The following is a 26,328-nucleotide window of genomic DNA, read 5'->3' as shown; positions in this document are numbered from 1 at the left end:
TTTCAGTGATCTGAACAGTGTCTACGGCCAGGGGGAGAGGGGCGCAGTAATGTGCGGCATTGCGGGTTTCATGCGACTTCGGCCAGGCGGCCGCGGGCCTCTATCGCAGCGGGTCCTCGACGAAATGACTGATAGCCTCGCATATCGTGGGCCGGATTCGCGCGGCACTTGGCTCGACAGCGAACGAGCTGTGGGCTTCGGTCACCGACGTCTGGCGATCCGTGATTTGACCCCCACGGGCGCTCAACCGATGACGTCGGGATGTGGGCGGTTCGTCATTGTTTACAATGGTGAAGTTTACTCCCATAACGAGATTGCGGCCGATCTTGAGCGGACCAATCGTCGGCTCAAAGGTCACTCGGATACTGAAGTTATCCTCGAGGCCTGCGCGGAATGGGGCATCGAAAACGTGGTGCCGCGCCTGATCGGCATGTTCGCCATCGCGCTCTATGACAAGCAGACTGGCGACCTGACTCTTGTGCGCGACCGCCTTGGAATCAAGCCGCTTTACTGGAGCGTAATTGACGGGGTGCTGACGTTCGGCTCGGAATTGAAAGCGCTGCGCGCTGTTCCGGGCTGGGCGCCAGCCCTGGATCGCAACGCAATGGCTTCGTTCATGCGCCACAACTATATCCCGGCGCCTTTTACGATCTATAAGGATACCTACAAGCTTGAACCGGGCACCATGCTCAAGACCAAGCTTGGCGGCGAAGTTTCGACTGAGTGTTTCTGGAATCTCAGAGGCCTCGTTGAGACGTCGGTAGGCGGCAAATCGAAAATCGACGAGGGCGAGGCGATCAATCGCCTTGATGCTCTGCTGTCCGATGCGGTGAGGCGCCGGCTGGTTGCCGACGTGCCGATTGGTTCGCTGTTGTCGGGAGGGATAGACTCCTCGCTCGTGACTGCGCTGATGGCAGAGACCGCAGATCGAAAGATCAATACATTCTCGATCGGTTTTGCGGAGAAGGGATTTGACGAGGCGCCCTTTGCGCGCGAGGTCGCGCGCCATCTCGGAACTGACCACACCGAATTGTATGCTGATGCCTCGCATGCCTTGGATATGGTTGAGCATCTCCCGCAATGGTACGACGAACCGTTCGCCGACTCCTCTCAACTGCCGACCGCCTTGGTGTGCGAGCTGACCCGTCAGCATGTCAAGGTCGTGCTTTCGGGAGATGGTGGCGATGAATTGTTCGCGGGCTACTCCCGCTATGCCTACGCGCTGGATATGCGAAAGGTCGCCAGCCCCGCCCCAGGGGCTTTGCGCAATGTGCTGGCTCGAGGTCTCCGTGCGGTTCCGAGGCGTGCCTTGGATCAGATCGGCGAGGTGCTGCCGGGCCGCTGGCGGATAAACGGTCTTGGTTCGAAGGTTGAACGGTACGCCCCGGCCATTCTCGAGGGTGATCCCGACACGCTCTATCGCGGGATGCTGAGCCATTGGCACACACCGGACGATCTGGTGATCGGAGCTTCCGAGACCAAGGGGGTGCTTTGGGATACGCATCTCCCGACCGGCGTTCCGAATTTTCTCGACCGGATGATGCTTATCGACACTCTCACCTATCTGCCTGACGACATTCTGACGAAGGTCGATCGCGCCAGCATGATCGTCGGCCTCGAAGCGCGGGTTCCGCTACTGGATCACCGGGTCGTGGAATTCTCCTGGACCCTTCCAAGGCATATGAAGTATCGCGATGGCGTTGCCAAATGGGCGTTGCGCGAGGTGCTCTATCGCCGTGTCCCGCGTGCACTGCTTGACCGTCCAAAGATGGGATTTGGCGTGCCGCTGGCGGAGTGGCTGAGGGGACCGCTGAGGGACTGGGCGGAAGAATTGTTGGCTGAGAAAAGATTGAAGGACCAGGAATTGTTCACTCCCGCACCGATCCGAGAGCGATGGCAAGCGCATCTGGCTGGCGCGAACTGGGCCTATCCGCTGTGGAATGTCTTGATGGCGCAAGCGTGGCTGTCGGCCAATCCGGAGGTCTCGCTGTGATCGCGGCGCAGTCACTTCTTGGTTCGGTGTACGGACACCGCGAGCTCGTTGCTGAACTCGTGAAGCGTGAGTTGCGTGATCGTCACACCGGACAGCTGCTGGGCGCGCTGTGGGCTTACGGCCATCCGCTGCTGCTCATGCTGATGTACTCGCTCCTGTTCGCCTACGTATTCCCGACCCGCGTCGGTAGCAGCGGCGGGCATCCCGATTTTGCCGTCAATGTCTTGATCGGAATAGTCTCGTGGCTGGCGTTTCAGGATTTGCTGGCGCGCTCCACCACGATATTGACCGCTCATGCAAGCCTCGTGAAGCAGATCATTTTTCCGGTCGTGGTATTGCCGATCAAGACTGCGATCGCTTCGGCGCTTCCATACTCAATCGCGCTTCTGTTCACGATCGGCTACGCTGCGGTCAGCGGAACCCTGACCTTCATGGTTCTGACCGTCCCGTTCCTGATTGCGATCCAACTCATTGCGATGACCGGCGTTGCTCTCATGCTATCGGCCCTCGGCATCTTCTTTCGCGATTTGCGCGACATCGTGACGATCTTCTGTGCGGTCAACCTGTTCGCACAACCCATCTTGTTCAACCCGTATGTGACGCCGAGCTGGATGAATTGGGTTTTTCATTTCAATCCGTTCAGCTACCAGGTTTGGTGCTGGCAGGACGCGCTCTATTTCGGAGCCTTTCAACATCCGGCGGCTTGGATTGTTTTTCCCCTTGGGGCGGTCTCCTGCCTGGCAATCGGCTACGCGGTATTCTCTCGCCTGCAGCACGGCTTTGGTGACGCGCTATGACCGGATCCGAAATCGCCATCCGTGCGCGCGGGCTGCGAAAGGCGTACCGCGTCTATGAGCATGCAATCGATCCGCTGGTGGAAGTTATTCGCCGCGTTCCGCGCCACACCGAGCGCGTGGCCCTTCAGGCCGTCGATCTCGATCTCAAGCGTGGAGAGATTGTCGGAATTCTTGGGCGCAATGGGGCCGGAAAATCGACGCTGCTCAAGATCATCGCCGGAACACTCGAGCGCTCGTCGGGTGATTTGGACGTCAACGGCCGGATCACTGCCATCCTCGAACTGGGAACCGGCTTTCACCCGGACTACACCGGCCGAGAGAACATTTTCATGGGTGGGCTGTGCCTCGGCATGCCCAAGGCGGAAATCGAACGCAAGCTCGATTCGATCATCGAATTTAGCGAGTTGCGGGACGTGATCGACCAGCCATTCAAGACCTATTCGACCGGGATGCAGGCGCGTCTCACGTTCGCCACGGCGATCAGCGTCGAGCCTGATATCCTGATCGTTGACGAAGCTCTATCGGTTGGCGACGCGCGGTTTCAAATGAAGTGCTTCGGCTGGATCCAGCGGCTGAAGCAGAAGAACGCGACGATCTTGCTCGTGTCCCATGATACCAACACGATTACGACTTTCTGCGATCGCGCCCTGATTCTGGAAGGCGGACGAGTCTTCGCGGAAGGCGAGGCCGGGCCGATATCGGTGGTCTATCACAATCTGCTGTTTGGCAAATCGGAAGCGAGCACGGCGACCTCGGCCGAAGAGGCGTCGTCGCCGGGGCTGGAGAGCGCGATCAGTCAAAGAACCGTCGAGAATGCCGACGATTCCGAGCTGCCGGCGGAGGAGATCGCGCCGAAGGTTCGATATGGATCGGGTGAGGGGCGTTTGCTCGATTGGGGGGTATTCGATGAGCACGGACGGCGCGCAACGCTCCTTCAGAGTGGAAGTAACTATCGCTTTTCGATGCGGTTTCGGTGCGATGCGGACATTCCGGCACTGTCCTGTGGTTTTGCAATCAAGGACCGCAGGGGAACTGTCGTATGGGGGGCAACCAACCTGACCAGCCATGGCGTGGCGTGGCAAGCCCGTGCCGGTGATGTTCTGACGATAGCGTGCGATTGCACGATGTGGTTGGCGGCGGGCGACTTCTTTCTGACGCTCGGCGCCGCGCATCTCCACGATGGTGCAAAAATCGATTTCGTCGAGGATGCCATTCAATTCCGGGTTGTCGGCACAAAAGGGGCTTTCACGACAGCCTTGGTCAATCTGGAGAGTGAAATCGTGATCTCCTCTGAACAAGAGGATGTCGCCCGGGTAAGCGGAGCTGTCGGAGGATGTTGAAGCGAATAATGGCGCCGTTGCTGGGACCGCGCGCGAAGACCGAGAGCGAGGCCCCAGTGCAACCCGCTCCGGCCCCGGTCTACAGTTCTGATGCTGCGCGGCTGGCGGCGGAGATCGAGAGCCTTGCGCCGGACAAGGCTGTTCAGCTTCTTACGCTCTTGAAGCGTGGGCTGGAGTCTCAATCCTCCGAATTCGAACGCTATCTTTCGGCGGAGGCGCTGACGACGGCCATCTATCCGAAGTTCAAATTCTCCGAATTTGCTCGGATATTCCTCGAGGATGAAGCATTCCTTGCCTACTACATGAGGTTCATGGATGTAGGGAACTGGCATTCGCTTGATCGCAAATATGCGATGAACGAGTTGCTGAAGCTCGTGCTTCATCTCGAAGGCGATGCCGCCGAATGCGGCGCGTACAGGGGCGCTACGGCCTATTTGCTGTGCCAGGCCTTCAGGAAGATACCGATGTCGATTCATCTCTTCGACAGTTTCGAGGGGTTGTCCGAGCCGGCTTCCGTCGATGGCACGTACTGGCGAAAGGGCTCTCTGACCGCGGCCGAAGATGAGTTGACGCAGAGCTTGCGAGAGTTCGACAACTATCGGATTTACAAGGGCTGGATTCCCACGCGATTTGCCGAAGCGGCCGACTGCAGGTTTCGCTTTGTGCACGTCGATGTCGATCTCTACCAGCCCACGCTCGACTCGCTTCAGTTCTTCTATCCTCGCATGGTTGCAGGTGGCATTATCCTGCTTGATGACCACGGGTTCAAATCATGCCCAGGTGCGAAACAAGCAGCTGACGAATTCTTCGAATCGAAGGCCGAGAATCTCGCGCTTTTGCCAACGGGGCAGGCCTTCACGATCAAGCAGTAGGATGGGGCTTAGCTGCTTCGTACAATGGTGAGAAAGCTCTGACATGGCTGCGGAACGCTTGAAGTGGACCCCCGAACTGGTCAACCGGTTCTGGGACAATGTGGGGCAAACCCGGCTGACCGAACTCAGTTTCGCGAAGCTTGGCGGCCGTAGTGTCATTACGGCTATCGATCACATACTTCCAAAGCACGGACGCATTCTCGATTTCGGTGCCGGCGATGGCCACCTTCTTCGCTTCATGGCCCAGCGGGGCCTGACCGTGGCGGGATACGAGCCGTCGAAAGGACGCGCGGCAAATCTGCAGCGTGCGCTGGAGAATTTCGATGGATTTCTGGGCGTCGTGGGCGACGACTCGACGGAGACCTTTGATGTCGTAATCATGTCCGAGGTCATCGAGCATGTTCTGGACGAGGTCATGGACGTCACGCTCGATCGTCTGGCGCGCTTTGTGCGGCCCGGGGGCGTGTTGGTCATCACGACGCCCAACAACGAAGACCTCGATTTGGACATGGCGTACTGCCCGGTCAGCAATTTGCTGTTCCATCGCTGGCAGCACGTTCGCTCACTCGATCAATCGTCACTGAAAACGCTTCTCTCCCGGTTCGGCTTCGATGAGGTGGTGACGCATCAGGTGGGGTTCGACGATAACATCTTTGTCCCGAACGATGCCTTCTGGAGCGGAAAGCCGCTCGTTGATCCTCTGCCGGATTGGCTTGAGAACATGCGCCAGAACAAGCCAACTCAGGCTGGGGCGGGGAATCGACTTCTGTACATTGGGCAGAAGGGACGAGCGACCGACTATCAGGAGCAATTAACGGCCTTTCAGGCCCTTGCTGCGCAGGCGATGTCGAGCGCGTCGGCAAAGGCGTCGCCGCATCGCAGTGGAATCCTGATGATCATTGGTTCGTTGGGCCCGGGTGGCGCCGAACGGCAAATGGTCGCCTTGGTCGAACAGATCGTATCGAGAGGGATTGATTCAGTTACTGTGGCGCTCGTCCATCCGCCGGCGACGGAACGGGAGAATTTCTTCAGAGCCAGGCTGCAGAAGGCGGGCGTCAAAATCATCGACGGCTTCTCTGCCGCCAAATCTCCGACCGGATCCGGGAAGACGGCGGATCCCGATCCATTTGAAGTGTTGTCGCCGGAGCTCGCTGACGTAAGGGCCTACTACGACGTTCTCTCGGATGTAAATCCCGAGACGGTGTATCTCTGGATGGACGAAGTGTGCATCAAAGGAGGCATTGCGGCGACCGTACTGCAGATTCCCCGAACATTGCTCTGCTTTCGCAATATGCCATCCTACAATTTCCCTTACTATCACGGGTACCATCGTGATTGTTATCGGTTCTTGGCAGAGCAACCGAACCTGCAGATGCTAAATAACAGCCATGCTGGTGCGCGCGCGTATGCCGCGTGGCTGGAGCTCCCAGAGGGAGCGATCAAGGTCGTGCACAACGGAATTGACCTCGACAATGATGCTGCACCCAAGGTCCTGAGAAAACAATACCGAGCCGCGTTGGGCATCGATGAGAAGATGCTGATTGTTGGCGGTGTCTTCAGGATGATGACGGAGAAACGTCCGTTCCTCTGGCTCGATGTCGCCGCGATGATACGTGAGAAGATGCCGAATGTGCGCTTCCTGCTGGTGGGCAATGGCGCGCGGTTCGATGATGTTCGCGCTCGCGCCGAGCAGCTTGGGTTGACCGGCGCATTGATATTTGCCGATCTGGAACTGCGCCCGGCCGCGGCAATCGCAGCAATGGACCTGTTCTTTCTGGCGTCTCGTATCGAGGGGCTTCCAAACGTCATTCTCGAAGCTCAGGCCCTTGGGGTTCCCGTCGCTACGACCTCCGCTGGAGGCGCTCCCGAGGCTGTGCTGGATGGCAAGACGGGGCAGATATTCAAGCCCGATGCGACAGCGCGGGTTATGGCTGATACTATCGTTGACTTGCTAGGCAACTTGCGCTGGAGAGAAAAAGCTGCGCAACTGGCCCCGCGACAGGTCAAGACTTCTTTTAATATTGAGCTCATGGCCGACGGGATGCTGGCCGCCCGCGATGAAATTGCGGTCGGTTCGGCAGTTGATAGCGAGGTTGCTGAGGCGGGTCCGTCGGCTGATCCTGTTGTGGAGAAGGCAGATCGACCGCAACGACCTTGGGCGCTGCGGTGGTTTGCAGCCAAGCTCCCGTCCTGGATCTATCGATCGTGAGCGGGCGACCGGGCCGAAGGTAGTGCCGAACCCATCGTGCGTATTTAGCAGGATCGAGCAAACCCATGACCGCAAGATTTGAACGGGGGCCGGCCAGGCCATTTGTCTAGGGGGCGAAGAACGTGGGCAAGGAGGAACAAGCGACATCGAAGGGCAATGCTGCATGGCGGCCGCCGGCGCGGACCGTTTCTTCCATGTTTGCAATAGGTCCAAAATTCGTGGCGAGGGCATTCGCCGTGGCGGTCCGTCGCAATCTGCCGCACCGCACGATTGCATTTATTCGGCGGTACCGGCCGCGTCGACCTCCAACCGTCATCAAAGATGCGTATTTGTTCGCCTGGTCGAAGATGGCTCGTATTCGGCAGTACCGGCCGCGTCGACCTCCAACCGTCACGTTCAAAGATGCGTATTTGTTCGCCTGGTCGAAGATGGCTCGCTGTCGTCCCTTGTTGGCGCGCGATCCGGCAGAACTCAGCATGGTGGAGCGGGTCGAGCGTGGAATTCTCAAGCTCGTCCTGGCGATGCCTGATGGACGACATCGCCGCGCGCTCAGGCAGTTCGGTATCCAGCTGGAGAGGCAAGGTGTCTCGGCCGCAAGGAGATCGATTGCGCAGCAGCACGGTGTGACGATGATGATCGGCACGCTTGGCCCAGGCGGTGCAGAGCGCCAATTGGTGGTCACGGCGCGGGGGCTTCGCGAAGGCCGGAAGCCAAGCATCCGCGTGGCATGCGTCAATCTATCCTCCCCAGTCAGCAGGTTTTTTCTGCCGGAGCTGGAGTCCAGGGATATTGCAGCCAGCGTCATCGGCACTGAGGTGGACAGCAACCTCGAACCGGCGCGGCGGGCCGTCGTCGATGCCTTGCCGCCGGAACTGCGGGACGACGTGGCCCTCTATGCCAAGACATTGGCGGCGCAGAACCCCGAGATTGCCCATCTGTGGCTCGACGAAGTCAACATCAAAGGGGGTATCGCGGCGGTGCTGACCGGCGTGCCAAAGATCATCATCTCGCAACGTAGTTTGCCGCCGATCAATTTCGTTTTTCATCAGCCATACATGCGTGAAAGCTACCGCTGGCTCGCGCGTCAGCCGGGTGTCAAGATGATCAACAACAGTGCGGCCGGCGCGAGGGCTTACGAGGCGTGGCTTGGATTGGCCAAGGACTCGATTGGCGTTGTCCGCAATGGTTATGCCTTTGATGAGTCCGAGCTGGCGGGGTACAAGGCGGATTGCGCCAAGCTCCGACAGCGCGTCGGGATTGAACCCGGCGCGCAGGTTGTGGGGACCGTGATGCGCTTCACCGAGGAAAAGTGCCCCATGCTGTGGCTGGAGATCGCAGCGCTCATCCGCCGGGAACTGCTTGATGTGCGTTTTCTGATCGTTGGAGATGGACCTTTGCGCGCGGTCATGGAGGCTCGCGCGGCTGCTGACGATTTGGCAGGAGCCGTGTTTTTCGCGGGCCATCTGAAGGAGTCGATGGCCGCTATTGCCAGCATGGACCTGATGCTTCTGACCTCCCGTGCGGAGGGGCTTCCGAACGTTTTGGTCGAAGCGCAGTTCCTTGGGGTGCCCGCCGTGACGACGCCCGCCGGCGGCGCGCCAGAGGCTGTCAATCACGGCAAGTCAGGGTGGGTTCTCCAAGGCTGGGACGCGGCATCGAGTGCTTGCCAAATCGTGCGCCTTTTGCGAGACGGCCACTGGCGAGAAGCCGCGGCGAAAGATGGTCCTGAGTTCGCGTTCAAGCGCTTCGGGGTTCAGCGTGCGATCGATGAAACGCTCGCGATGTATGGTTAAACGGATTCCAGAGGACAATTTGATGGACCAGGTAGAAGAGAAGCGCTTCGAGTTCGGAAAGAATTGGCATGACTTCATTCAGAAGAATTTTGACGCGGAGAAGGTTCAGACTTCGAAGCGTCATATCCTTCAGTTCATGGGGCGTTCCGATCTCAATGGCCTGACGGTTATCGATATTGGCTGTGGCAGCGGGCTGCATTCGATTGCCATGCTGGATGCAGGCGCCGCCCGGGTGGACGGCTTCGACTATGATCCGGATTCGGTCCGGGCCAGCAAATTTGTCCAGTCGCAAGCGGGCAACCCTGCCAATTGGACCGCGGAGCAGGGGTCGGTTCTCGACGATGCCTACGTCGCCAAATTGCCGCTCTACGATCTGGTCTATTCGTGGGGTGTGCTGCATCACACGGGCGAGGTCTGGCATGCGATTCAAAATGCAGCCAGCCGAGTGAAGCCGGGAGGACTGTTCTACATCGCACTCTACTCGGCCGACGTGCAGAAAGACCCGACTCCGGAGTTCTGGCTTGATGTGAAGCGCCGATACGTTGCTTCCGGTTGGCTGCGGCGCAGGCTCATGGACGGTTGGTACGTCTGGCGTTTCGAGATGTACCGAGATCCGCGCAATTTGCCCGCGTTCCTGCGGCGGGTGCGGGAATACAAGAAAATGCGCGGCATGAACAAGTTTACCGACATCCGCGATTGGCTCGGCGGCTGGCCCATGGAGTTCGTCTACGACAAGGACGCCATCGATTTTGTCGAGAAGATGGGCTTCAAGCTCGAGAAGATCGCAACCGGCGAAGCAAATTCCGAATTCCTGTTTGTTCGGAATGCGTAGAGGAACGATGCTATGTGCTCTGCCGCATGGGATCGCGACAAGGCGTTCGCGGTCGCGGCGAGGATGTCATTGATTTTCAGACAATGAGCCCACTCCCGATCATATACGTGATCGGCTCCCTCGATGTCGGGGGAGCCGAGCGGCATCTGGCACAGATCATCCCGAGACTTGATCGCGGCCGATGGAAGCCAGTCGTTTGTTGCTTGACCGAAAGAGGCAAGCTCGCAGACGGTCTGGAGGCGGCCGGCTTCGAGGTGATAGCCCGTCCGGTCGCGCGGCGTTCCGGCGGCGCGTCTCGGATACGAAGCTTCGTGCGTCTCGCTGAGACGGTACTCTGGCTTTGCCGGGTCATGCGCCGATTTCGTCCGGCAATCGCTCATTTCTTTTTGCCTGGGGCATACATCCTGGGGGCTCCGGCGTCGATTCTGGCTCGCGTTCCCGTTCGGATCATGAGCCGACGAAGCCTCAATTACTATCAGCGCAACATTCGCTTTAGTCCTGCGATCGAAGGCTGGCTGCATCCACATATGACGGCCATTCTCGGCAATTCAAACAGCGTGGTGCGCCAACTGCATGATGACGAAAACGTCCGGGCAGATCGGCTCGGCCTGATCTACAACGGCATCGATTTCGCAAAGTATCAAAAGTCTTCGATGGTGCGGCAGGGCGTGCGTGCCTCCCTCGAAATCGATCAAGACGCGCTTGTTTTCATTATGGTGGCAAACCTCATCCCTTACAAAGGACATCAGGATTTGCTCGTGGCCTTCTCGATGGCTTGCCCCCATTTGCCCGCCGGCTGGAGGCTCTTAGTGGTGGGGCGCGACGACGGAATCGGCGGGGCGCTGCGTGAACAAGCGACGAATCTCAAAATAGCTGACAACGTGCTCTTTCTCGATTCAAGAAGCGACGTGCCTGACCTCCTGTGTGGCGCGGACATCGGTGTTCTGTCCTCGCACGAGGAGGGGTTCTCGAACGCGGTGCTCGAGAGCATGGCGGCCGGACTTCCAGTGATCGCAACTGACGTGGGAGGGAACCCGGAGGCGAACATCAACGGAGAAACCGGGGTCATTGTGCCGCCGCGTGACCCCAAGGCGATGAGCGAGGCGATACTTCTTCTCTCCGCGGACGGGGCATTGCGCGCCAGAATGGGCATGAAGGCGGCAGACCGGGCTGAAAAGACCTTCAGCCTGGATGCTTGTGTGTCGCGCTATGAGGATCTTTATCGCGGTTTGCTGGAGGGCAAGATTCCGAATGATATCCCGAGCATCCGGCTTTCGAAGTAATCTATCCCCACCGTTCACGCCAGGCTTCGAACATCAAGACGTCCCAGAGCGCGTATTGCCAGTTGCGCTTGCGCGACAGATGCTCGGTCCAGTGCCGGCGAATGAGCGCGACGTCGAAGAGATCCGTCTCCCGCAACCGCTTCTCGGAAAGCAGATTTTCCGCCCACTGCCGCAACGGGCCGCGCAGCCATTCGTCGAGTGGAACAGAAAAGCCCATCTTTGGACGCTCGACGAGATTTCTCGGGACGTGACGGTACAGAACCTGACGTAACAGCCATTTGCTGACGCCGCGCCGGATCTTGACGGAGTGCGGGAGCCGCCAGGCCATTTCGACAACGCGGTGATCGAGCAGCGGCACTCTCGCTTCAAGAGCGACCGCCATGCTCGCACGATCGACCTTCGTCAGGATATCGTCGGGAAGATAGGTCACCGAGTCGAGGAATTGCATTCGATCGAGCAAGTTCGGAAAGTCAGTCCGTACGGAATTGTCCCACAAGACCCCACGGGCTTCCGCCACGCCGGGCGCGATGCTATCCGGGTCCCAATGGCTGATCAGCTTTCTGTACAGCTCATCGGCATCGTTCAACCCGAGCACGTTCGCGAATTTATGAATCTTGTCGCCCGGCAGTCGTGGATAGCTGTGCTCCGGAAGGTAGTCGAAAATCGCGTTCCATCGCTCCGAGCTTACCGAAGTCAGGCCCGCTGCGAGTGCCTTTCGCGCGGGGGTCGGCACCAGCGAAAGCATCCTCCAGGAACGCCGGGTCAGCTGATATCGATTGTAGCCCGAGAAGAGTTCGTCGCCGCCATCGCCCGAAAGTGCGACGGTGACGTGCTTGCGTGTCATCGCCGAAACCAGGTAGGTCGGAATCTGTGACGAGTCAGCGAACGGCTCGTCGAAGATTTCGGAAAGCTTCGGTACGACCTCGAGCGCTTGCTGCGAGGTTGCGATGAGTTCGGTGTGCTCGGTTCCGAGATGCTTGGCGATCGCAGCGGCGTGAGGTGCCTCGTTAAAGGCCTTTTGCTCAAAGCCGATCGAGAACGTCTTTACCGGTCCGACGTTTGCGGCCTTCATCAACGCGACGACGGTCGATGAATCGATTCCGCCGGAAAGGAATGCGCCGAGCGGCACGTCCGCCATCGTTCGCTTGCGGACGGCATCGACAAGAAGCGTCTCGAGTTGTTCGACCAGCGACGCCTCGTCTCCGGAGAGCGGGTTGCTCAGGCCGTCGAGAGCCACCTGCCGGGCATCCCAGAACTTGTCAATTTGTAGTTCGCGGCCGAATTCCAGGGTCAGAATAGTCCCCGGCTCGAGTTTGTAGACATCCCGATAGATGGTGTGCGGAGCCGGAATATAATTGTGTCGCATGAACGAGGCGACCGCCGCCGGTTCGATCCGCGGCGTCCATCCCGGATGCCGGCGCAGCGCCTTGAGCTCCGAGCCGAACATGAACAGCCCGCCGATCTTGGCCCAATAGATCGGTTTGATGCCGAGTCGATCGCGAATGAGCTTCAGGGTTCGCTGTTGCCTGTCCCAGATCGCGATCGCAAACATGCCGATCAGTCGGTCAGCCGTGGCGCGGATTCCGTATCGCGCGAACGATTCGAGCAGGACCTCGGTGTCCGAATGTCCGCGAAAACGGTGGCCGGTCGCTTCGATCTCGGCTCGGATTGGAAGGTGGCTGTAGACCTCGCCATTGTAGACCATCACGAAGCGGCCATCGGCCGAGTGCATGGGCTGGTGTCCGGCGGGCGAAAGATCCACGATCGACAGGCGGCGGTGAACGAGGGCAACACCAGCTTCGGCATCGACCCATATGCCGTGGTCGTCGGGACCGCGATGTTCCAGGCTGACGTCCATGGCGTCGGCGATGGATTTAAGCTGGTCGACCGATGTCCGACTGCTGGGGTCCGCGAGAAATCCGGCGATTCCGCACATCGTGCCCTACTGGAAGGCTTGCAAATCGGTCAGCGGGCAGGGGCCGAGCCAGGGAGATTGCCCGTCCAGCAGAATTAGCTCATATCGCATCTAAACCACGACAATAAGACGGCATCCACGGTTGATGACCTGGCTCAGGCGCGAACCAATAGCCGCGAAGGTTATCCCGAGGGAACTGGATAAGGCAAAGTTGGCGACGCCGGTATTGGGTCGACGAAGCTCAGAGCCGACGCATTTTGGCCGTGTCGCAGGTGTCTCAAAGGACGCAAGAGGGGCCGAGGAGGTTAATACGCCTTCGTATTCTCTTTAGGTCGCCCTGGCAATAGCGCGCATTTTTTGCGGCAGAATCCTTGGTAACTTAAGGACTTTCGCTCTTGCGACGTCGGCTGTATGGCGGCTAAACAACCGGCCTCGATGGTACGCCTGAGCCGGAACTTCCTTTATGTCACATTTCCGAAAGATTGCAGTTATTGGGTTGGGCTATGTCGGCCTTCCCGTTGCGGTTGCCTTCGCCCGCAAAAGAATACCCGTCGTTGGTTTTGACGTGGACCGCAGCCGTGTTGCCGAGCTCAGCAAGGGATATGACCGTACGCGTGAAGTCGACGCCGAAGATCTTCGCCATCCGTCGCTGACGTTCTCCGTGGATTCGGTGGCGATCCGGGACTCGGATTTCTTCATCGTCACTGTGCCGACGCCAATCGACGATGCGCACCGGCCGGATTTGGGGGCAATGATTGCCGCATCGCGCACGGTCGGCGGTGCGCTCAAGAAGGGTGACATCGTCGTCTACGAATCGACGGTTTATCCGGGCGCGATCGAGGAGGAATGTATCCCCATCCTGGCCGAGGTCTCCCATTTGAAGCCGGGCGTGGACTTCACGGTCGGGTACTCTCCCGAGCGGATCAATCCCGGTGACAAACTGCACCGTTTCGAGACCATCATGAAGGTCGTCTCTGCTCAGGATCCGAAAACGCTCGACATCGTTGCTAATGTCTATGGGTCCGTCGTAACGGCCGGCATCCATCGCGCACCTTCCATCAAGGTGGCCGAGGCTGCCAAGGTCATCGAGAACACGCAGCGCGATCTGAACATCGCGTTCATGAACGAGCTATCGCTGATCTTTCAGGTGCTGAATATCGACACTGGCGACGTTTTGGCGGCCGCGGGCACAAAATGGAATTTTCTGCCGTTTCAGCCCGGCCTCGTTGGCGGCCACTGCATCGGCGTCGACCCCTACTATTTGACTTTTCGTGCCGAGCGAGCGGGCTACCATCCGGAGGTGATTCTGGCCGGTCGCCGGATCAATGACGGCATGGGTCAGCGCATTGCGCGTGAATGTGTTCGAATGCTGCTTCGCGGGAAGGGCAAGGGGGGCAAAAGCACCGTCACGGTACTTGGCCTGACCTTCAAGGAAAATGTCCCGGATACGCGCAACTCCCGTGTGGTCGACATCATTCGTGAGCTTGAGACATTTGGTATTCACGTTCAGGTGCACGATCCTCTCGCGAATGCGGAGGATGCAAGCCATGAATATGGGCTGACGCTGACTGATCTCGATGACCTGCGCCCGGCGGATGCGGTTATCCTGGCCGTCGCGCATGATAGCTATCTCGCCGGTGGCTGGCCGCTCTTTCAGCGCCTATTGGATGGCGGCACGGGCCTCATTCTGGATGTCAAAGCGAAGCTCGACCGTAGCGTAGCTCCCGCCGGCATCGAGCTCTGGCGGCTATAGAACAATGGCTGAGAAAGCGATGTCGCACGATACACCACTGGTCACTGGAGCTGCCGGGTTCATTGGCTTTCATGTTGCCCAGCGCCTCTTGGCGGCGGGCCGCAAGGTCGTCGGCCTGGACATCGTGAACGACTATTACGATCCTCAACTGAAGGAAGCACGTCTCGAGATCCTGAAGCGCGACCCGAACTTCACTTTTGTGAAGCTCGATTTGACTGATCGCGCGGGTATCAAGTCGCTCTTTGCCGCGTATCGTTTTCCTGTCGTTGTCCATCTCGCCGCCCAAGCCGGCGTGCGCTACTCGCTGGAGCATCCACATGCCTATGTGGATGCAAACCTGGAAGGCTTCATCAATATTCTTGAAGGATGTCGCCACAACGGGTGCGGACACTTGCTGTTTGCATCATCGTCATCGGTCTACGGCAGCAATACAAAACTGCCCTTCTCGGTGCATGACAATGTCGACCATCCGATCAGCCTGTACGCCGCGTCAAAGAAGGCCAATGAGTTGATGGCGCACTCGTACAGCCATCTGTACGGCATCCCTGCTACCGGCCTGCGGTTCTTCACGGTCTATGGTCCGTGGGGCCGCCCGGACATGGCCATGTTCATTTTCGCGAAAGCGATTTTGAGTGAAACGCCGATCAAATTGTTCAACAACGGTGATATGCGCCGTGACTTCACTTTTGTTGACGATATCGCCGAAGCGATCATCCGCCTCATGGCGCGGCCACCTCAGGGGCAATCAATCCCCCCCACAGCCGCGCCCGATCCTTCGAGCAGCAGGGCGCCCTGGAAGATCTACAATATCGGCAACAATAACCCCGAGGAGCTCTTGCACGTCGTCTCTCTGCTGGAGAAGGAGCTCGGCCGGAAAGCAATCAGGGAACTGCTTCCGATGCAGCCCGGCGATGTGCCGGCGACCTATGCAGACATTGAAGATCTGGCGCGGGACATCGGATTTCGGCCTGCGACCAGCATCGAGGATGGGATCGCGCGATTTATCAAGTGGTACCGCGAGTACCACAAGGTTTGACAGGGAGCCGACATTCGGGCGTCGGCGCGGATCGGGCTTGCTCCCCACTGCCCGGCGACGAACATGGCGGAATCGGCGTGCCGTCCGCCACCTGATCGGCGCATGGCCTTGCTTTATCCCGGGTTTTCTGGGTAATGGAACGCTACCGTGCGGCTCGCAAGGCCGCTTGTTCCCTCGGCTCTTCGGCTGGTTGCACTGGCCAGCCACGAGACAAGACAGGGCCTGTTGCATGATCAGATTTGGCCTGCTCGGGTGCGGGCGCATCGCCAAGCGTCACTCGGATCTCCTGGGTGGCAATCACATCGAAGGAGCGAGCCTGGTCGCGGTCTGCGATCCGATCCGCGCGCGCGCCGATGCGGTTGCCGGGAAGTTCGGCGTTGCGGCCCATTACGACATGGACGAATTCCTGGCGCGGAAGGACATCGATGCCATCGCCGTGCTGACGCCGAGCGGTCAGCACCCCGCGCATGTGATCGCCTGCGCGAGGGCCGGCAAGCACGTCGTGGTCGAGAAGCCGATGGCGCTGCGTCTGCAGGACGCCGACGACATGATCCGGGCCTGCGACGAGGCCGGCGTCAAGATGTTCATCGTCAAGCAGAACCGCTTCAACGTGCCGGTAGTCAAGGCGCGCGAGGCGCTCGACGCCGGCCGCTTCGGCAAGCTCATCCTGGGGACGGTCAGGGTGCGCTGGTGCCGCGACCAGGCCTATTACGACCAGGACGATTGGCGCGGCACCTGGGCCTATGACGGCGGCGTGCTGACCAATCAGGCGAGCCACCATGTCGACATGCTAGAGTGGTTCTTCGGCGACGTCGTGAGCGTGCATGCGCGCGCGGCAACGGCGCTGGCCAACATCGAAACCGAAGATACGGCGGTTGCAACGCTGAAGTTCCGCAATGGCGCGCTCGGGATCATCGAGGCGACCACCGCGGCGCGCCCGACCGATCTCGAGGGCTCGCTCTCGATCCTGGGCGAAAAGGGCACGGTCGAGATTTCGGGCTTCGCGGTCAACCAGATCCGGCACTGGCGCTTTGTCGACGAGCTGCCGTCGGACAAGGACGTCGTGGAGAAGTTCTCGGTCAACCCGCCCAACGTCTACGGTTTCGGCCATCAGGCCTATTATCACCATGTGGTCGATTGCCTCGAGAACCAGCGCGCCGCGCTGGTCGACGGGCTCGAGGGCCGCAAGAGCCTGGAGCTGATCTCGGCCCTCTACGAGTCGATCGAGACCGGCGAGGAAGTCGCGCTGCGCTTCACGCCACGGCTGAGCCGGCTGGGCGTCGTTTCGTGAATCGGCCGGAGGTGCATCAGGCCAGCGTGCGCGATGTCGCGTTCGGCGAACGCGTCAAGATCGTCGAGCCGTGCAACCTCTATGGCTGCAAGCTCGGCGACGACTGCTTCGTCGGCCCCTTCACCGAAATCCAGAAGGGCGTGATCGTCGGGGCGCGCACCCGCGTGCAGTCGCATGCCTTCGTCTGCGAGCTCGTCACCATCGGCGAGGATTGTTTCATCGGGCACGGTGTGATGTTCGTCAACGACACGTTCTCCACCGGCGGCCCGGCGCGTGGACGCAAGGAGCTGTGGCGCGAGACGGTGATCGGCAACCGGGTGTCGATCGGCTCCAATGCGACGATCATGCCGGTCAGGATCGTCGACGACGTCGTCATCGGCGCCGGATCGGTGGTGACCAAGCACATCACGACGCCTGGCACCTATGCCGGCAATCCGGCGCGCCGGCTGCTGACAAGCCAATAGGGCAATAGGGGAATATCGATGGCGGTGCCGTATGCCGACCTGCAACTGCAATACCAGTCCATCAAGGGCGAGATCGACGCTGCGATCGCCGGCGTGATCCGTGACAACGCCTTCATTCGCGGCAGCTATGTCGACGCCTTCGAGCGCGAATTTGCGGCGGCGGCCGAGGTCGCTCATTGCGTGTCCTGCGCCAACGGCACCGACGCGCTTTACCTCGCCATGCGCGCGCTGAAGGTGAAGCCGGGCGACGAGGTGATCACGACGGCGCATTCCTGGATCTCGACCGCTGCGATGATCACCCACTCCGGTGCCACCGTCGTCTTCTGCGACACCGACGAGGCGACGTTCACGATCGATCCGGCGGCCATTGAGGCCGCCATCACGCCGCGCACGGTCGGCATCATCCCGGTGCATCTCTATGGCCAGCCCGCGGATATGGACGCGATCATGGCGATCGCGCAGAAGCACAAGCTGTGGGTGATCGAGGATTGCGCCCAGGCCCATCTCGCGCGCTACAAGGGCCGCATGGTCGGCACCTTCGGCGAGGCCGCGACCTATTCCTTCTATCCCGGCAAGAATCTCGGCGCGATGGGCGATGCCGGCGCGGTCGTCACCAACGACGCGGCGCTCGCCGAGCAGATGGCCATGCTGGCGCGCCATGGTGGACTGGTGAAGCACCAGCACCACATCGAAGGCATCAACAGCCGGCTCGACGGCATGCAGGCCGCGATCCTCTCGGCCAAGCTGCCGCATCTTGCCGCCTGGACCGAGGCCCGGCAGGCCGCCGCCGAGATCTATGATGCCGGCCTCAATCAGATCGAGGATGTCGTGGTGCCCGAAGTCGCGCCGGCGCGCCGCCACGTCTATCACCTCTACACGATCAGGCATCCGCGCCGCGACGCGCTCGCCGCTCATCTCAACGCCAATGGCGTGCAGACCGCCATCAACTATCCCACTGCGCTGCCGTTCCTGCCGGCCTATGCGCGGTTCGATCATCGGCCGGAGCAGTTCCCCAACGCGCATCGCGATCAGGGCCGGATTCTCTCGCTGCCGATGTTCGCCGAGATCACGCGCCGGCAGCAGGACGAGGTGATCGAGCTGATCCGGAAGTTCTGACCGCGATCGCGCGGCCTCGCGCTTGACGCTGTGGTCTTCAGCTCCCGAGCAGCAGAGGCCTCAGGAACTTTTCCAGATTGGAGCCTGAGAACAGGTAGCTCTTCAGCCCGGCCGCTCGTGCCGCCTCGAGATCCGTCGGCTGATCGCCGACCAGGAAGCTGCGTTCGACGTCGACCGGAAAGCGTTCCAGCAGATCATTGATCATGCCCGGCGACGGTTTGCGCCGGTGGCTGACCTGCCGATATCGTTCAACCGTCCCTTCAGGATGGAACGGGCAGTATTCAAAGGCGTCGATATGCGCGCCGATCCTGCGAAGCTCATCGGCCATCCAGTCGTGAAGCTCCTGGACATGTGTCTCCTCGTAGAGACCCCTTGCGACGCCTGACTGGTTGGTTACGACGAACGCAAAATACCCCATGTCGTTGACCGCCTTGACCGCCTCGCGCGCGCCGTCGATCCAGACCAGCCTGTGGCTTTCAAACAGGTAACCGATGTCTTGGTTCAGGACGCCGTCCCGATCGAAGAAGACGGCCGGCTTTCGCGGCTGATCTCCGGAAGCGCTGCTCATGAGGTGATGATCCGTCCATCTCCACGGGGCACGAGCTAGCTCAATAGTTCACAACGCCGCGCGCGACAAATGCGGACTGATCAAACGCCGGGTGATCTCAAGGCCTAGCGCTCGTCTGCAATCACCTTGCCGTCGTTTGGCAGCGAGCCGGTGCCGACCAGCTCGACGGTGCCGCCGAGCTTTGTCACGGCACGCAGCGTTGCCGCGACGTCGCTCTGCAGGGCATCCGCCGCCGAGGCGCATTCGGCCCTCAGCGTCATGGCGTCGGCCTCGCCGGCGCGCGTGACGACAAGGCGCAGCCGTCCGAGCTCGGGATGGCGCTTGCCGATCTCCGCGATCTGGTCGGGTCGCACGAACATCCCCTTCACCTTGGTGGTCTGGTCGGCGCGGCCCATCCAGCCCTTGATTCGCATGTTGGTGCGTCCGCAGCGGCTTGGGCCGGTCAGGGCGGCGGTCAGATCGCCGAGCGCGAGGCGAATCCAGGGATGGTGCGGATCGAGCGAGGTCACCACGATCTCGCCGACGTCCCCCGGCGCAACCGGATCGCCGGTGCCGGGCTTGACGATCTCCAGGATCAGGTCCTCGTTGACCGTCATTCCCTCGCGCGCCGCCGTCTCGAACGCGATCAAGCCGAGATCGGCAGTACCGAAGGCCTGGTAAGCCTCGACGCCGCGCGACTTCATCTCCTCCTGCAATGATTTCGGAAATGCCGCGCCTGAGACCAGCGCGCGCTTGATCGAGGACACATCGCGGCCGGCGGTAGCGGCGGCGTCGAGCAGGATCTTCAGGAAGTCCGGGGTGCCGCTATAGCCGATCGGGCGATAGGCCTCGATCAGCTCGAATTGCTGCTCGGTATTGCCGGGGCCTGCCGGGATCACCGCGCAGCCGAGCGCCCGCGCCGAGGCGTCGAAGATGAAGCCGCCGGGGGTGAGGTGATAGCTGAAGGTGTTCAGCACCACATCCCCCTCGCGAAAGCCCGCCGCAAAGAGCGCCCGGGCGCCGCGCCAGGGGTCCGCCTGACGGCCCTCGGGCTCGAAGATCGGTCCGGGCGAGGTGAACAGCCGAGCGAACGAGCCAGGCGTGTCGGCCACGAAGCCGCCGAACGGCGGGGCGGCCTTGTGCAGGGCCGGCAGTTCCGACTTGCGCAGCACCGGCAGCCCGGCCAGCGCCTCCCGGCTGGTGATGGAGGCGGGGTCGGTGCCCCTCAACAGGTTGGCATAGGCCGGCGCCGCCATCGCCTTGCGCAGCACCTCGGGCAGCCGGGCGAACAACGCGGCCTCGCGATCGGCCGGATCGCGCGTTTCAAGGGCGTCGTAATGGTCGGTCATGGCAGGTCCTTGAGAGGATATGCGCGGGTTGCGTGCCGGTCCGCCCGTGCTATCAGACGGTGACCGCTGACATTGGGACGGTTCCAGGGAGCACAATGGCTGAGGCAGAGAGCGTTGCGGCGGACGGGGCCGCCGACGTCGTCGCGAGGCTGAAGCGCCGCATCGTCGACCAGGCCCTGCCGCTGTGGTCGACCGCAGGCTGGGACAGCAGCGCCGGCGGCTTTGTCGACCGGCTGCACCAGGACGGGACAGCGGACCGCGCCGCCCCGCGCCGGATCATGGTGCAGGCCCGCCAGATCTATTGCTACGCCAAGGCGGCCCAGCTCGGCTGGTATCCGGAAGGACGCGCGATCGCGCTGAAGGGGCTGGACTACCTGCTGGCCAAGGCCAAGGCGCCGGACGGCCGGCCCGGCTTCGTCTACAGCCTGACCGCGGAGGGCGGCGTGCACGATCCGCTGCGCGACACCTACGGCCACGCCTTCGTGCTGCTCGCGCTCGCGACCGTCTACGGCCTCGACCAGGACGCCCAGATCCGCGCCGAGATCGACGCGCTGCTGTCGTTCCTCGATACCCAGCTGCGCTCGCCCCATGGCGGCTTTCACGAGGGCCTGCCGCCCTCGATGCCGCGCCGGCAGAACCCGCAGATGCATCTGTTCGAGGCGATGATCGCCTGCTTCGACGCGACCCACGATTTGTCGTTCCAGAACCGCGCCGGCGATTTCTTCGCGCTGTTCCTCGCCAACCTCTACGACAAGCAGACGCGCACCCTCGGCGAATATTTCGAGGAGGACTGGTCGAAGATCCCGCCGGTCAGCGTCGAGCCTGGACACCTCGCGGAATGGGTCTGGCTGCTGAAGGGATTCGAGCGCATCACCGGCTGCCCGACCGGGCGCCCGCGCGGCGAGCTGCTGGCGTCGGCGCTGCGCTATTGCGATGCGGCCACCGGCTGCCTGGTCGACGAGGGCGACGCAGAGGGCAATATCCGCCGCCACACACGGCGGCTTTGGCCGCAGAGCGAGCTGGCGAAGGCGTGGATCGCGCAAGCCGAGTCGGGCGAAGCCGGCGCGGCGGACGAGGCGCGTGCGGCGCTGGTGCTGCTCGAGCGGCACTATCTCGGCCATGCCGTGGCCGGCGGCTGGTACGATCAGTTCGACCGCGACGGCAATTCGCTGGTCGCCACGATCCCGGCGTCGTCGTTCTATCATGTGCTTTGCGCGGTCACTGAAGCGGAGCAGGTGCTCGGATAGAACCGCCTTCCTGGTCTGACGCGTTTTCTGCACACGCAACTCCGCCCGAAAACGCTCGCTATCCTCACAGCCAGCGCTTGCGCCGCTTGAAGCTCTTCAGGTTCTTGAAGCTCTTGCGCTGGTCGCCGGCGCCGCCGAGGTAGAATTCCTTGACGTCCTCATTGTCGCGCAGCTCGTCGGCGGAGCCGTCGAGCACGACCTTGCCCTGTTCCATGATGTAGCCATGGCTCGCGACCGAGAGCGCGGCGCGCGCATTCTGCTCGACCAGGAGGATCGTGACGCCGAGGTCGCGGTTGATCTCCTTGATGATCGCGAACACTTCCTTGACGAGCAGAGGCGATAGCCCCATCGACGGCTCGTCCATCAGGATCATCTTCGGGCGCGCCATCAGCGCGCGGCCGATCGCGAGCATCTGCTGCTCGCCGCCGGAGAGATAGCCGGCGAGGCCGGTGCGCTCCTTCAGGCGCGGGAAATACTTGAACACCATGTCGATGTCATCGGAGACCTCGCCGTCGCGCCGGGTGAAGGCGCCGAGCCGCAGGTTCTCCAGCGACGTCATATCGGCGACGATGCGGCGGCCTTCCATCACCTGGAAGATGCCGCGGCGGACGATCTTGTCCGGATCGATGCCGTTGATGCGCTGGCCCTCGAACAGGATCTCGCCGCGGGTGACCTCGCCGTCCTCGGTCTTGAGCAGGCCGGAGATCGCCTTCAGCGTGGTCGACTTGCCGGCGCCGTTGGCGCCGAGCAGCGCCACGATCGCGCCCTTCGGCACTTCGAGGCTGAGGCCGCGCAGCACCAGGATGACGTCGTCATAGACGACCTCGATGTTGTTGACGCTGAGCAGCGGCGGCGGCGGGACGGCCGTCGGCATCGGGCGGGTGGCTTCGAGGGTTTCGTTCATGGTCTGTGTTACCCTTCGACGTCATTGCCGGGCTTGACCCGGCAATCCATCGATCGGAATACGTCTTCGCTTGATGGATGCGCGGGTCGAGCCCGCGCATGACGATTTGTGGACGTGATCAGCCGTTGCCTTACCACCCAAACCATTCCGGCTTGCGCGGTAGGTCGACGGTCTTCACCTTCTCGAGCTTGATCGTGCCCTTGCCCATCAGGTCGTTGATGTCGCCATCGGTCGCGCCCGAGATCTTCGAGCGATACAGGTCGACCTTCGTGGTCGGGCGGTGATCCTTTTCGGTCCAGGTCGACGGATTGCAGACGCCGTCCATGCCGGCCGGCACCCAATCCTTCTTCTGGTAGAAGCCCTTGGCGACGTTCTCGCCGGTGGCGCCGCCGTTCTTGGCGGCCCAGTCGAGCGCCTCCTTCAGATAGAGCGCGCTGCAGACCGCGGCGATGTAGTGCACCGGCCGATAGACCTTGCCGGACGGGTCGGACATCTTGGAGATTTCCATCACGGTCTTCATGCCGGGCGCGTTGCCGCCCCAGCTCACCGCCGTGCGGAGCGGGAAGATCACGCCGTCGGCTGCATCGCCGGCGGTCTTCGCCGCGTTCTCGTCCATGCCCCAGACATTGCCGAGGAATTGGACATCGACGCCGGCGGTCTTGCAGGCCTTCAGCACCGAGATGTTCGAGGCCGCCGTGTTGCCGAGATAGGCATAATTTGCGCCCGAGCTTTTCAGGCTGAGACACTGCGCCGAGTAGTCGCCGGGGGACAGCGCGAAGACCAGCGGCGGCAGCACCTCGAATCCGAGCTCGGTCGCCAGCGCTTCACCGGCCGCCTTCGGCGCGTTCGGATACGGATGGTTGGCGCCCATGTGGACGAATTTCGGCTTGCCGGGCTTGCCCTTGGCCTTCCAGTCCTCCGCGGCCCAGGTCAGCATCGCGCGCATCGAGTCCGAATAGCTCGGGCCGTAGAAGAAATTGTAGGGTGCGGGCTTGGCCTTGCCGCTGGTGCCTTCCGGATCGGTCAGCGCGGCGGCGTAGGAGCCGGAGATGTCCGGGATCTTGTCCTGCGCCAGGAAGCCGGTGAGGGCTTCGGTATCCGCCGTGCCCCAGCCCATGATCGCCGCGACCTTGCCGTCGGGCGCTGACCATTTCTTGTACAGCGCGATGGCGCGCGGCACCTGGTAGCCATAGTCGTTGCTGTCGACATTGAGCTGCTTGCCGCCGATGCCGCCGTTCTTGTTCACCCAAGCGAAGGTGTCCGCGACGCCCTGGCCATAGGGGGTGCCGACGTCGGACGTGCCGCCCGAGAGGTCCTGCAGATGGCCGATGGCGATCTGCGCCTGCGCGGTGGTGGCCGCGCTGCTGATCAGCAGCGCAACGGAGACCGAGCTCAAAAGGGATCTAATCGTCATTTTTTTCTTTCCTCCTGCCTATTCGTTGAACCGAATTTTGAGTTGCGTTCCGTGCCTTGCGTCAATGCGAGAACGGGTAGAGCTTCCAGTAGGCCTTGATCTGCCGCCAGCGATGCGCGAGGCCGTCGGGCTCGAACATCAAGAAGCCGATGATGATCAGGCCGATCGCGATCTCGCGCAGGAAGGTGATGTTGTTGTTGAGCTGCAGCGCCTTGTCGATGGCGCCGCCCTTCAGCCAGGCGCTCAGCCATTCCATCGACTCCGGCAGCAGCACCACGAAGGCCGTGCCCATCAGCGTGCCCATCACCGAGCCGGTGCCGCCGATGATGACCATGGCGAGGAACAGCACCGAGCGCTCGATGCCAAAACCTTCCTGCGAGACCACGAGCTGATAGTGCGCGTAGAGCGCGCCGGCGATGCCGGCAAAGAAGGCGGCAAGCCCGAACGACAGCGTCCGGTACTTGGTGAGGTTGATGCCCATGATCTCGGCGGAGAGATAGTGATCGCGGATCGCGACCAGCGCGCGGCCGTCGCGGGTGCGCATCAGATTGGTGACGAGCAGGTAGCTGATCACCACGTAGGCGAGCACGACGTAGAAATACTGCCGGTCGCCGCGCAGGGTGTAGCCGAAGATCGAGAACGGGTTGGCGCTGGCGGGCACCGAGCCGCCCGAGAACCATTCGGCGCGCGAGAAGAAGTCGAGCAGGATGTATTGCGCGGCGAGCGTTGCGATCACGAGATAGAGTCCCTTCAGCCGCGCCGCCGGCACGCCGAAGATCAGCCCGACCAGTGCCGTGACGACGCCGGCGAGGGGAATGGCGAAGAACACCGGGATCGGCGCGTTGTTGGAGATGTAGGCCGAGGTAAACGCGCCGAACAGGAAGAACGCGGCGTGGCCGATCGAGATCTGGCCGGTGAAGCCGACCAGCACGTTGAGGCCGAGGGCCGCGATCGCGAAGATGCCGATCTGGATCGCGATCGAGAGCAGGTAGTTGGACAGCAGCATCGGCGCGAAGCAGGCGAGCACGATGCCGAGGATCGCGAAATTGCGGCTGGTCGCGGTCGGGAAGATCGTGGTGTCGGCCGCGTAACTCGTGCGGAAATCGCCCGAGGGGATGAGTGTGCTTGTCGCCATTGATCAGACCCGCTCAATATCCTTCGTGCCGAACAGGCCGTACGGCTTGATCATCAGAATGATGATCAGGACGTAGAACGGCGCGATCTCGTAGAGATTGCCCCAGTGCAGGTACTGGCTGTCGACATACTGGGCGACGTTTTCCAACAGCCCGATGATGATGCCGCCGAGCACGGCGCCGCCGACCGAGTCGAGCCCGCCCAGGATCGCGGCCGGAAACACCTTGATGCCGTAGGCGGAGAGGCCGGACGACACGCCATTGACCACCGCGACCACGACACCGGCGACCGCCGAGACGGTGGCCGAGATCGCCCACGCCATCGCGAACACGTTCTTGACCGAAATGCCGAGCGACTGCGCGACCTGCTGGTTGAAAGCGGTGGCGCGCATCGCAAGGCCATATTTGGAGGCGCGGAAGAACCAGGCCATGCCGACCATCATGGCGAGCGAGACCACGAGGCTCATGACATAGACGGTCTGGATCTGCAGCCCGAACAGGCTGACCGACTGGCTCTGGAACACGCGCGGGAACGGCTGCGGGTTGACGCCGAAGATCCACTTCAGCGCGGCCTGGAACACCGTCGACAGGCCGATCGTCACCATGATCACGGAGATGATGGGCTCGCCGATCATCGGACGCAGGATCACGACCTGGATCGCGATCCCGAAGATGAACATGAAGACCAGCGTGATTGGCATGCCGACCCAGAACGGCACCTGATACTTCGTCAGCAGCGCCCAGCACACCCAGGCGCCGACCAGCAGCAATTCGCCCTGCGCGAAGTTCACGACCTGCGTCGCCTTGTAGATCAGCACGAACGACATCGCGACCACGCCGTAAAGCGGGCCGACCACGAGGCCGTTGACGATCAACTGGATCAGGAACTGGGTGTTCATGGGGTACGGTCGCTCCGGACTGCGGCGCCAGCACCCTCTCCCCTTGCGGGAGAGGGTGGCTTCGCAAAGCGAAGCCGGGTGAGGGGTTGTCTCCGCATCGGGATCGTGGAGAGGGTACCCCTCACCCAAGCGAGTTCGTGT

Annotated in this window: 21 protein-coding genes; 14 read left to right on the top strand and 7 right to left on the bottom strand. The window is 61.4% G+C overall.

Annotation, left to right across the window (positions count from 1 at the left end; all coding sequences use genetic code 11):
- Positions 1-49 precede the first annotated feature (49 nt).
- From asnB (ACVWY5_RS23680) to ACVWY5_RS23645, 8 genes are all read left to right on the top strand, one after another.
- Complete coding sequence (gene asnB, locus ACVWY5_RS23680) at positions 50-1,993, top strand: asparagine synthase (glutamine-hydrolyzing) (RefSeq protein ID WP_028338357.1); 1,944 nt, start codon at positions 50-52, stop codon at positions 1,991-1,993.
- The gene (locus ACVWY5_RS23675) at positions 1,990-2,790 is read left to right on the top strand and encodes an ABC transporter permease (protein WP_028338356.1); all 801 of its coding nucleotides are present in this window, start codon (positions 1,990-1,992) and stop codon (positions 2,788-2,790) included. Before asnB (ACVWY5_RS23680) ends, ACVWY5_RS23675 begins: the two co-directional genes overlap by 4 nt.
- Positions 2,787-4,130, top strand: coding sequence for an ABC transporter ATP-binding protein (locus ACVWY5_RS23670; RefSeq protein WP_051376455.1), 1,344 nt, complete (start codon positions 2,787-2,789; stop codon positions 4,128-4,130). Before ACVWY5_RS23675 ends, ACVWY5_RS23670 begins: the two co-directional genes overlap by 4 nt.
- Positions 4,131-4,138: 8 nt before the next feature.
- Positions 4,139-5,002 carry a TylF/MycF/NovP-related O-methyltransferase gene (locus tag ACVWY5_RS23665; RefSeq protein ID WP_321176988.1) on the top strand — a complete coding sequence of 288 codons (864 nt, stop codon included), beginning with the start codon at positions 4,139-4,141 and terminating at the stop codon, positions 5,000-5,002.
- Between the two features lie 43 nt (positions 5,003-5,045).
- Positions 5,046-7,211 (top strand): methyltransferase domain-containing protein, encoded by a 2,166-nt coding sequence (locus ACVWY5_RS23660; RefSeq protein WP_028338355.1) that lies wholly within the window; start codon positions 5,046-5,048, stop codon positions 7,209-7,211.
- A gap of 122 nt (positions 7,212-7,333) precedes the next feature.
- Positions 7,334-9,004 (top strand): glycosyltransferase, encoded by a 1,671-nt coding sequence (locus tag ACVWY5_RS23655; RefSeq protein WP_321176987.1) that lies wholly within the window; start codon positions 7,334-7,336, stop codon positions 9,002-9,004.
- 22 nt (positions 9,005-9,026) lie between these two features.
- Complete coding sequence (locus ACVWY5_RS23650) at positions 9,027-9,836, top strand: class I SAM-dependent methyltransferase (protein ID WP_016847978.1); 810 nt, start codon at positions 9,027-9,029, stop codon at positions 9,834-9,836.
- Positions 9,837-9,943: 107 nt separating this feature from the next.
- Complete coding sequence (locus ACVWY5_RS23645) at positions 9,944-11,119, top strand: glycosyltransferase (protein ID WP_321176986.1); 1,176 nt, start codon at positions 9,944-9,946, stop codon at positions 11,117-11,119.
- 1 nt (position 11,120) lies between these two features.
- On the opposite strand, the gene asnB (ACVWY5_RS23640) is transcribed toward ACVWY5_RS23645, so the two are convergent.
- On the bottom strand, positions 11,121-13,055 hold the full coding sequence (asnB, locus tag ACVWY5_RS23640) for an asparagine synthase (glutamine-hydrolyzing) (RefSeq protein ID WP_028338352.1): 1,935 nt from the start codon (positions 13,053-13,055) through the stop codon (positions 11,121-11,123).
- 442 nt (positions 13,056-13,497) lie between these two features.
- Here asnB (ACVWY5_RS23640) and ACVWY5_RS23635 point away from each other — a divergent pair, with 442 nt between their 5' ends.
- From ACVWY5_RS23635 to ACVWY5_RS23615, 5 genes are all read left to right on the top strand, one after another.
- The gene (locus tag ACVWY5_RS23635) at positions 13,498-14,787 is read left to right on the top strand and encodes a nucleotide sugar dehydrogenase (protein WP_028338351.1); all 1,290 of its coding nucleotides are present in this window, start codon (positions 13,498-13,500) and stop codon (positions 14,785-14,787) included.
- A gap of 19 nt (positions 14,788-14,806) precedes the next feature.
- Positions 14,807-15,823, top strand: coding sequence for an NAD-dependent epimerase (locus tag ACVWY5_RS23630; RefSeq protein WP_028338350.1), 1,017 nt, complete (start codon positions 14,807-14,809; stop codon positions 15,821-15,823).
- A 229-nt stretch (positions 15,824-16,052) separates the two neighbouring features.
- A complete protein-coding gene (locus ACVWY5_RS23625; RefSeq protein ID WP_028338349.1) occupies positions 16,053-17,114 on the top strand; it encodes a Gfo/Idh/MocA family protein in 1,062 nt (353 codons plus the stop codon).
- Positions 17,111-17,578 (top strand): acyltransferase, encoded by a 468-nt coding sequence (locus tag ACVWY5_RS23620; RefSeq protein ID WP_028338348.1) that lies wholly within the window; start codon positions 17,111-17,113, stop codon positions 17,576-17,578. The genes ACVWY5_RS23625 and ACVWY5_RS23620 overlap by 4 nt, the downstream gene beginning before the upstream one ends.
- 18 nt (positions 17,579-17,596) lie before the next feature.
- The gene (locus ACVWY5_RS23615) at positions 17,597-18,694 is read left to right on the top strand and encodes a DegT/DnrJ/EryC1/StrS family aminotransferase (RefSeq protein ID WP_028338347.1); all 1,098 of its coding nucleotides are present in this window, start codon (positions 17,597-17,599) and stop codon (positions 18,692-18,694) included.
- A 37-nt stretch (positions 18,695-18,731) separates the two neighbouring features.
- Here the strand turns inward: ACVWY5_RS23615 and ACVWY5_RS23610 are convergent, their stop codons facing one another.
- Together ACVWY5_RS23610 and ACVWY5_RS23605 are read right to left on the bottom strand one after the other, a co-directional pair.
- On the bottom strand, positions 18,732-19,262 hold the full coding sequence (locus tag ACVWY5_RS23610) for an HAD family hydrolase (RefSeq protein ID WP_028338346.1): 531 nt from the start codon (positions 19,260-19,262) through the stop codon (positions 18,732-18,734).
- A gap of 104 nt (positions 19,263-19,366) precedes the next feature.
- Complete coding sequence (locus ACVWY5_RS23605) at positions 19,367-20,590, bottom strand: phenylacetate--CoA ligase family protein (RefSeq protein ID WP_028338345.1); 1,224 nt, start codon at positions 20,588-20,590, stop codon at positions 19,367-19,369.
- Positions 20,591-20,685: 95 nt separating this feature from the next.
- Here ACVWY5_RS23605 and ACVWY5_RS23600 point away from each other — a divergent pair, with 95 nt between their 5' ends.
- Positions 20,686-21,837, top strand: coding sequence for an AGE family epimerase/isomerase (locus ACVWY5_RS23600; RefSeq protein WP_028338344.1), 1,152 nt, complete (start codon positions 20,686-20,688; stop codon positions 21,835-21,837).
- A gap of 64 nt (positions 21,838-21,901) precedes the next feature.
- Here the strand turns inward: ACVWY5_RS23600 and ACVWY5_RS23595 are convergent, their stop codons facing one another.
- The 4 genes from ACVWY5_RS23595 to ACVWY5_RS23580 form a co-directional block, all read right to left on the bottom strand.
- Complete coding sequence (locus tag ACVWY5_RS23595) at positions 21,902-22,741, bottom strand: ABC transporter ATP-binding protein (RefSeq protein WP_028338343.1); 840 nt, start codon at positions 22,739-22,741, stop codon at positions 21,902-21,904.
- A gap of 130 nt (positions 22,742-22,871) precedes the next feature.
- Positions 22,872-24,155: an ABC transporter substrate-binding protein gene (locus ACVWY5_RS23590; RefSeq protein WP_028338342.1), complete on the bottom strand. Its 1,284-nt coding sequence runs from the start codon at positions 24,153-24,155 to the stop codon at positions 22,872-22,874.
- Between the two features lie 61 nt (positions 24,156-24,216).
- Complete coding sequence (locus tag ACVWY5_RS23585; protein WP_028338341.1) at positions 24,217-25,290, bottom strand: branched-chain amino acid ABC transporter permease; 1,074 nt, start codon at positions 25,288-25,290, stop codon at positions 24,217-24,219.
- Between the two features lie 3 nt (positions 25,291-25,293).
- Positions 25,294-26,187, bottom strand: coding sequence for a branched-chain amino acid ABC transporter permease (locus ACVWY5_RS23580; RefSeq protein ID WP_028338340.1), 894 nt, complete (start codon positions 26,185-26,187; stop codon positions 25,294-25,296).
- Positions 26,188-26,328: the final 141 nt, after the last annotated feature.

This window comes from Bradyrhizobium sp. USDA 3256 (assembly GCF_054058275.1).
The sequence above is the reverse complement of the archived record's forward strand: the minus strand, read 5'-3'. Positions and strand labels throughout refer to the sequence as shown.

Bases quoted from the DNA above. Each gene is read 5' to 3' on its own strand.
- asnB (WP_028338357.1), top strand. From the start codon at position 50: ATGTGCGGCATTGCGGGTTTCATGCGACTTCGGCCAGGCGGCCGCGGG.
- ACVWY5_RS23670 (WP_051376455.1), top strand. From the start codon at position 2,787: ATGACCGGATCCGAAATCGCCATCCGTGCGCGCGGGCTGCGAAAGGCG.
- ACVWY5_RS23665 (WP_321176988.1), top strand. From the start codon at position 4,139: ATGGCGCCGTTGCTGGGACCGCGCGCGAAGACCGAGAGCGAGGCCCCA.
- ACVWY5_RS23660 (WP_028338355.1), top strand. From the start codon at position 5,046: ATGGCTGCGGAACGCTTGAAGTGGACCCCCGAACTGGTCAACCGGTTC.
- ACVWY5_RS23650 (WP_016847978.1), top strand. From the start codon at position 9,027: ATGGACCAGGTAGAAGAGAAGCGCTTCGAGTTCGGAAAGAATTGGCAT.
- asnB (WP_028338352.1), bottom strand. From the start codon at position 13,055: ATGTGCGGAATCGCCGGATTTCTCGCGGACCCCAGCAGTCGGACATCG.
- ACVWY5_RS23635 (WP_028338351.1), top strand. From the start codon at position 13,498: ATGTCACATTTCCGAAAGATTGCAGTTATTGGGTTGGGCTATGTCGGC.
- ACVWY5_RS23630 (WP_028338350.1), top strand. From the start codon at position 14,807: ATGTCGCACGATACACCACTGGTCACTGGAGCTGCCGGGTTCATTGGC.
- ACVWY5_RS23625 (WP_028338349.1), top strand. From the start codon at position 16,053: ATGATCAGATTTGGCCTGCTCGGGTGCGGGCGCATCGCCAAGCGTCAC.
- ACVWY5_RS23615 (WP_028338347.1), top strand. From the start codon at position 17,597: ATGGCGGTGCCGTATGCCGACCTGCAACTGCAATACCAGTCCATCAAG.
- ACVWY5_RS23610 (WP_028338346.1), bottom strand. From the start codon at position 19,262: ATGAGCAGCGCTTCCGGAGATCAGCCGCGAAAGCCGGCCGTCTTCTTC.
- ACVWY5_RS23605 (WP_028338345.1), bottom strand. From the start codon at position 20,590: ATGACCGACCATTACGACGCCCTTGAAACGCGCGATCCGGCCGATCGC.
- ACVWY5_RS23600 (WP_028338344.1), top strand. From the start codon at position 20,686: ATGGCTGAGGCAGAGAGCGTTGCGGCGGACGGGGCCGCCGACGTCGTC.
- ACVWY5_RS23595 (WP_028338343.1), bottom strand. From the start codon at position 22,741: ATGAACGAAACCCTCGAAGCCACCCGCCCGATGCCGACGGCCGTCCCG.
- ACVWY5_RS23590 (WP_028338342.1), bottom strand. From the start codon at position 24,155: ATGACGATTAGATCCCTTTTGAGCTCGGTCTCCGTTGCGCTGCTGATC.
- ACVWY5_RS23585 (WP_028338341.1), bottom strand. From the start codon at position 25,290: ATGGCGACAAGCACACTCATCCCCTCGGGCGATTTCCGCACGAGTTAC.
- ACVWY5_RS23580 (WP_028338340.1), bottom strand. From the start codon at position 26,187: ATGAACACCCAGTTCCTGATCCAGTTGATCGTCAACGGCCTCGTGGTC.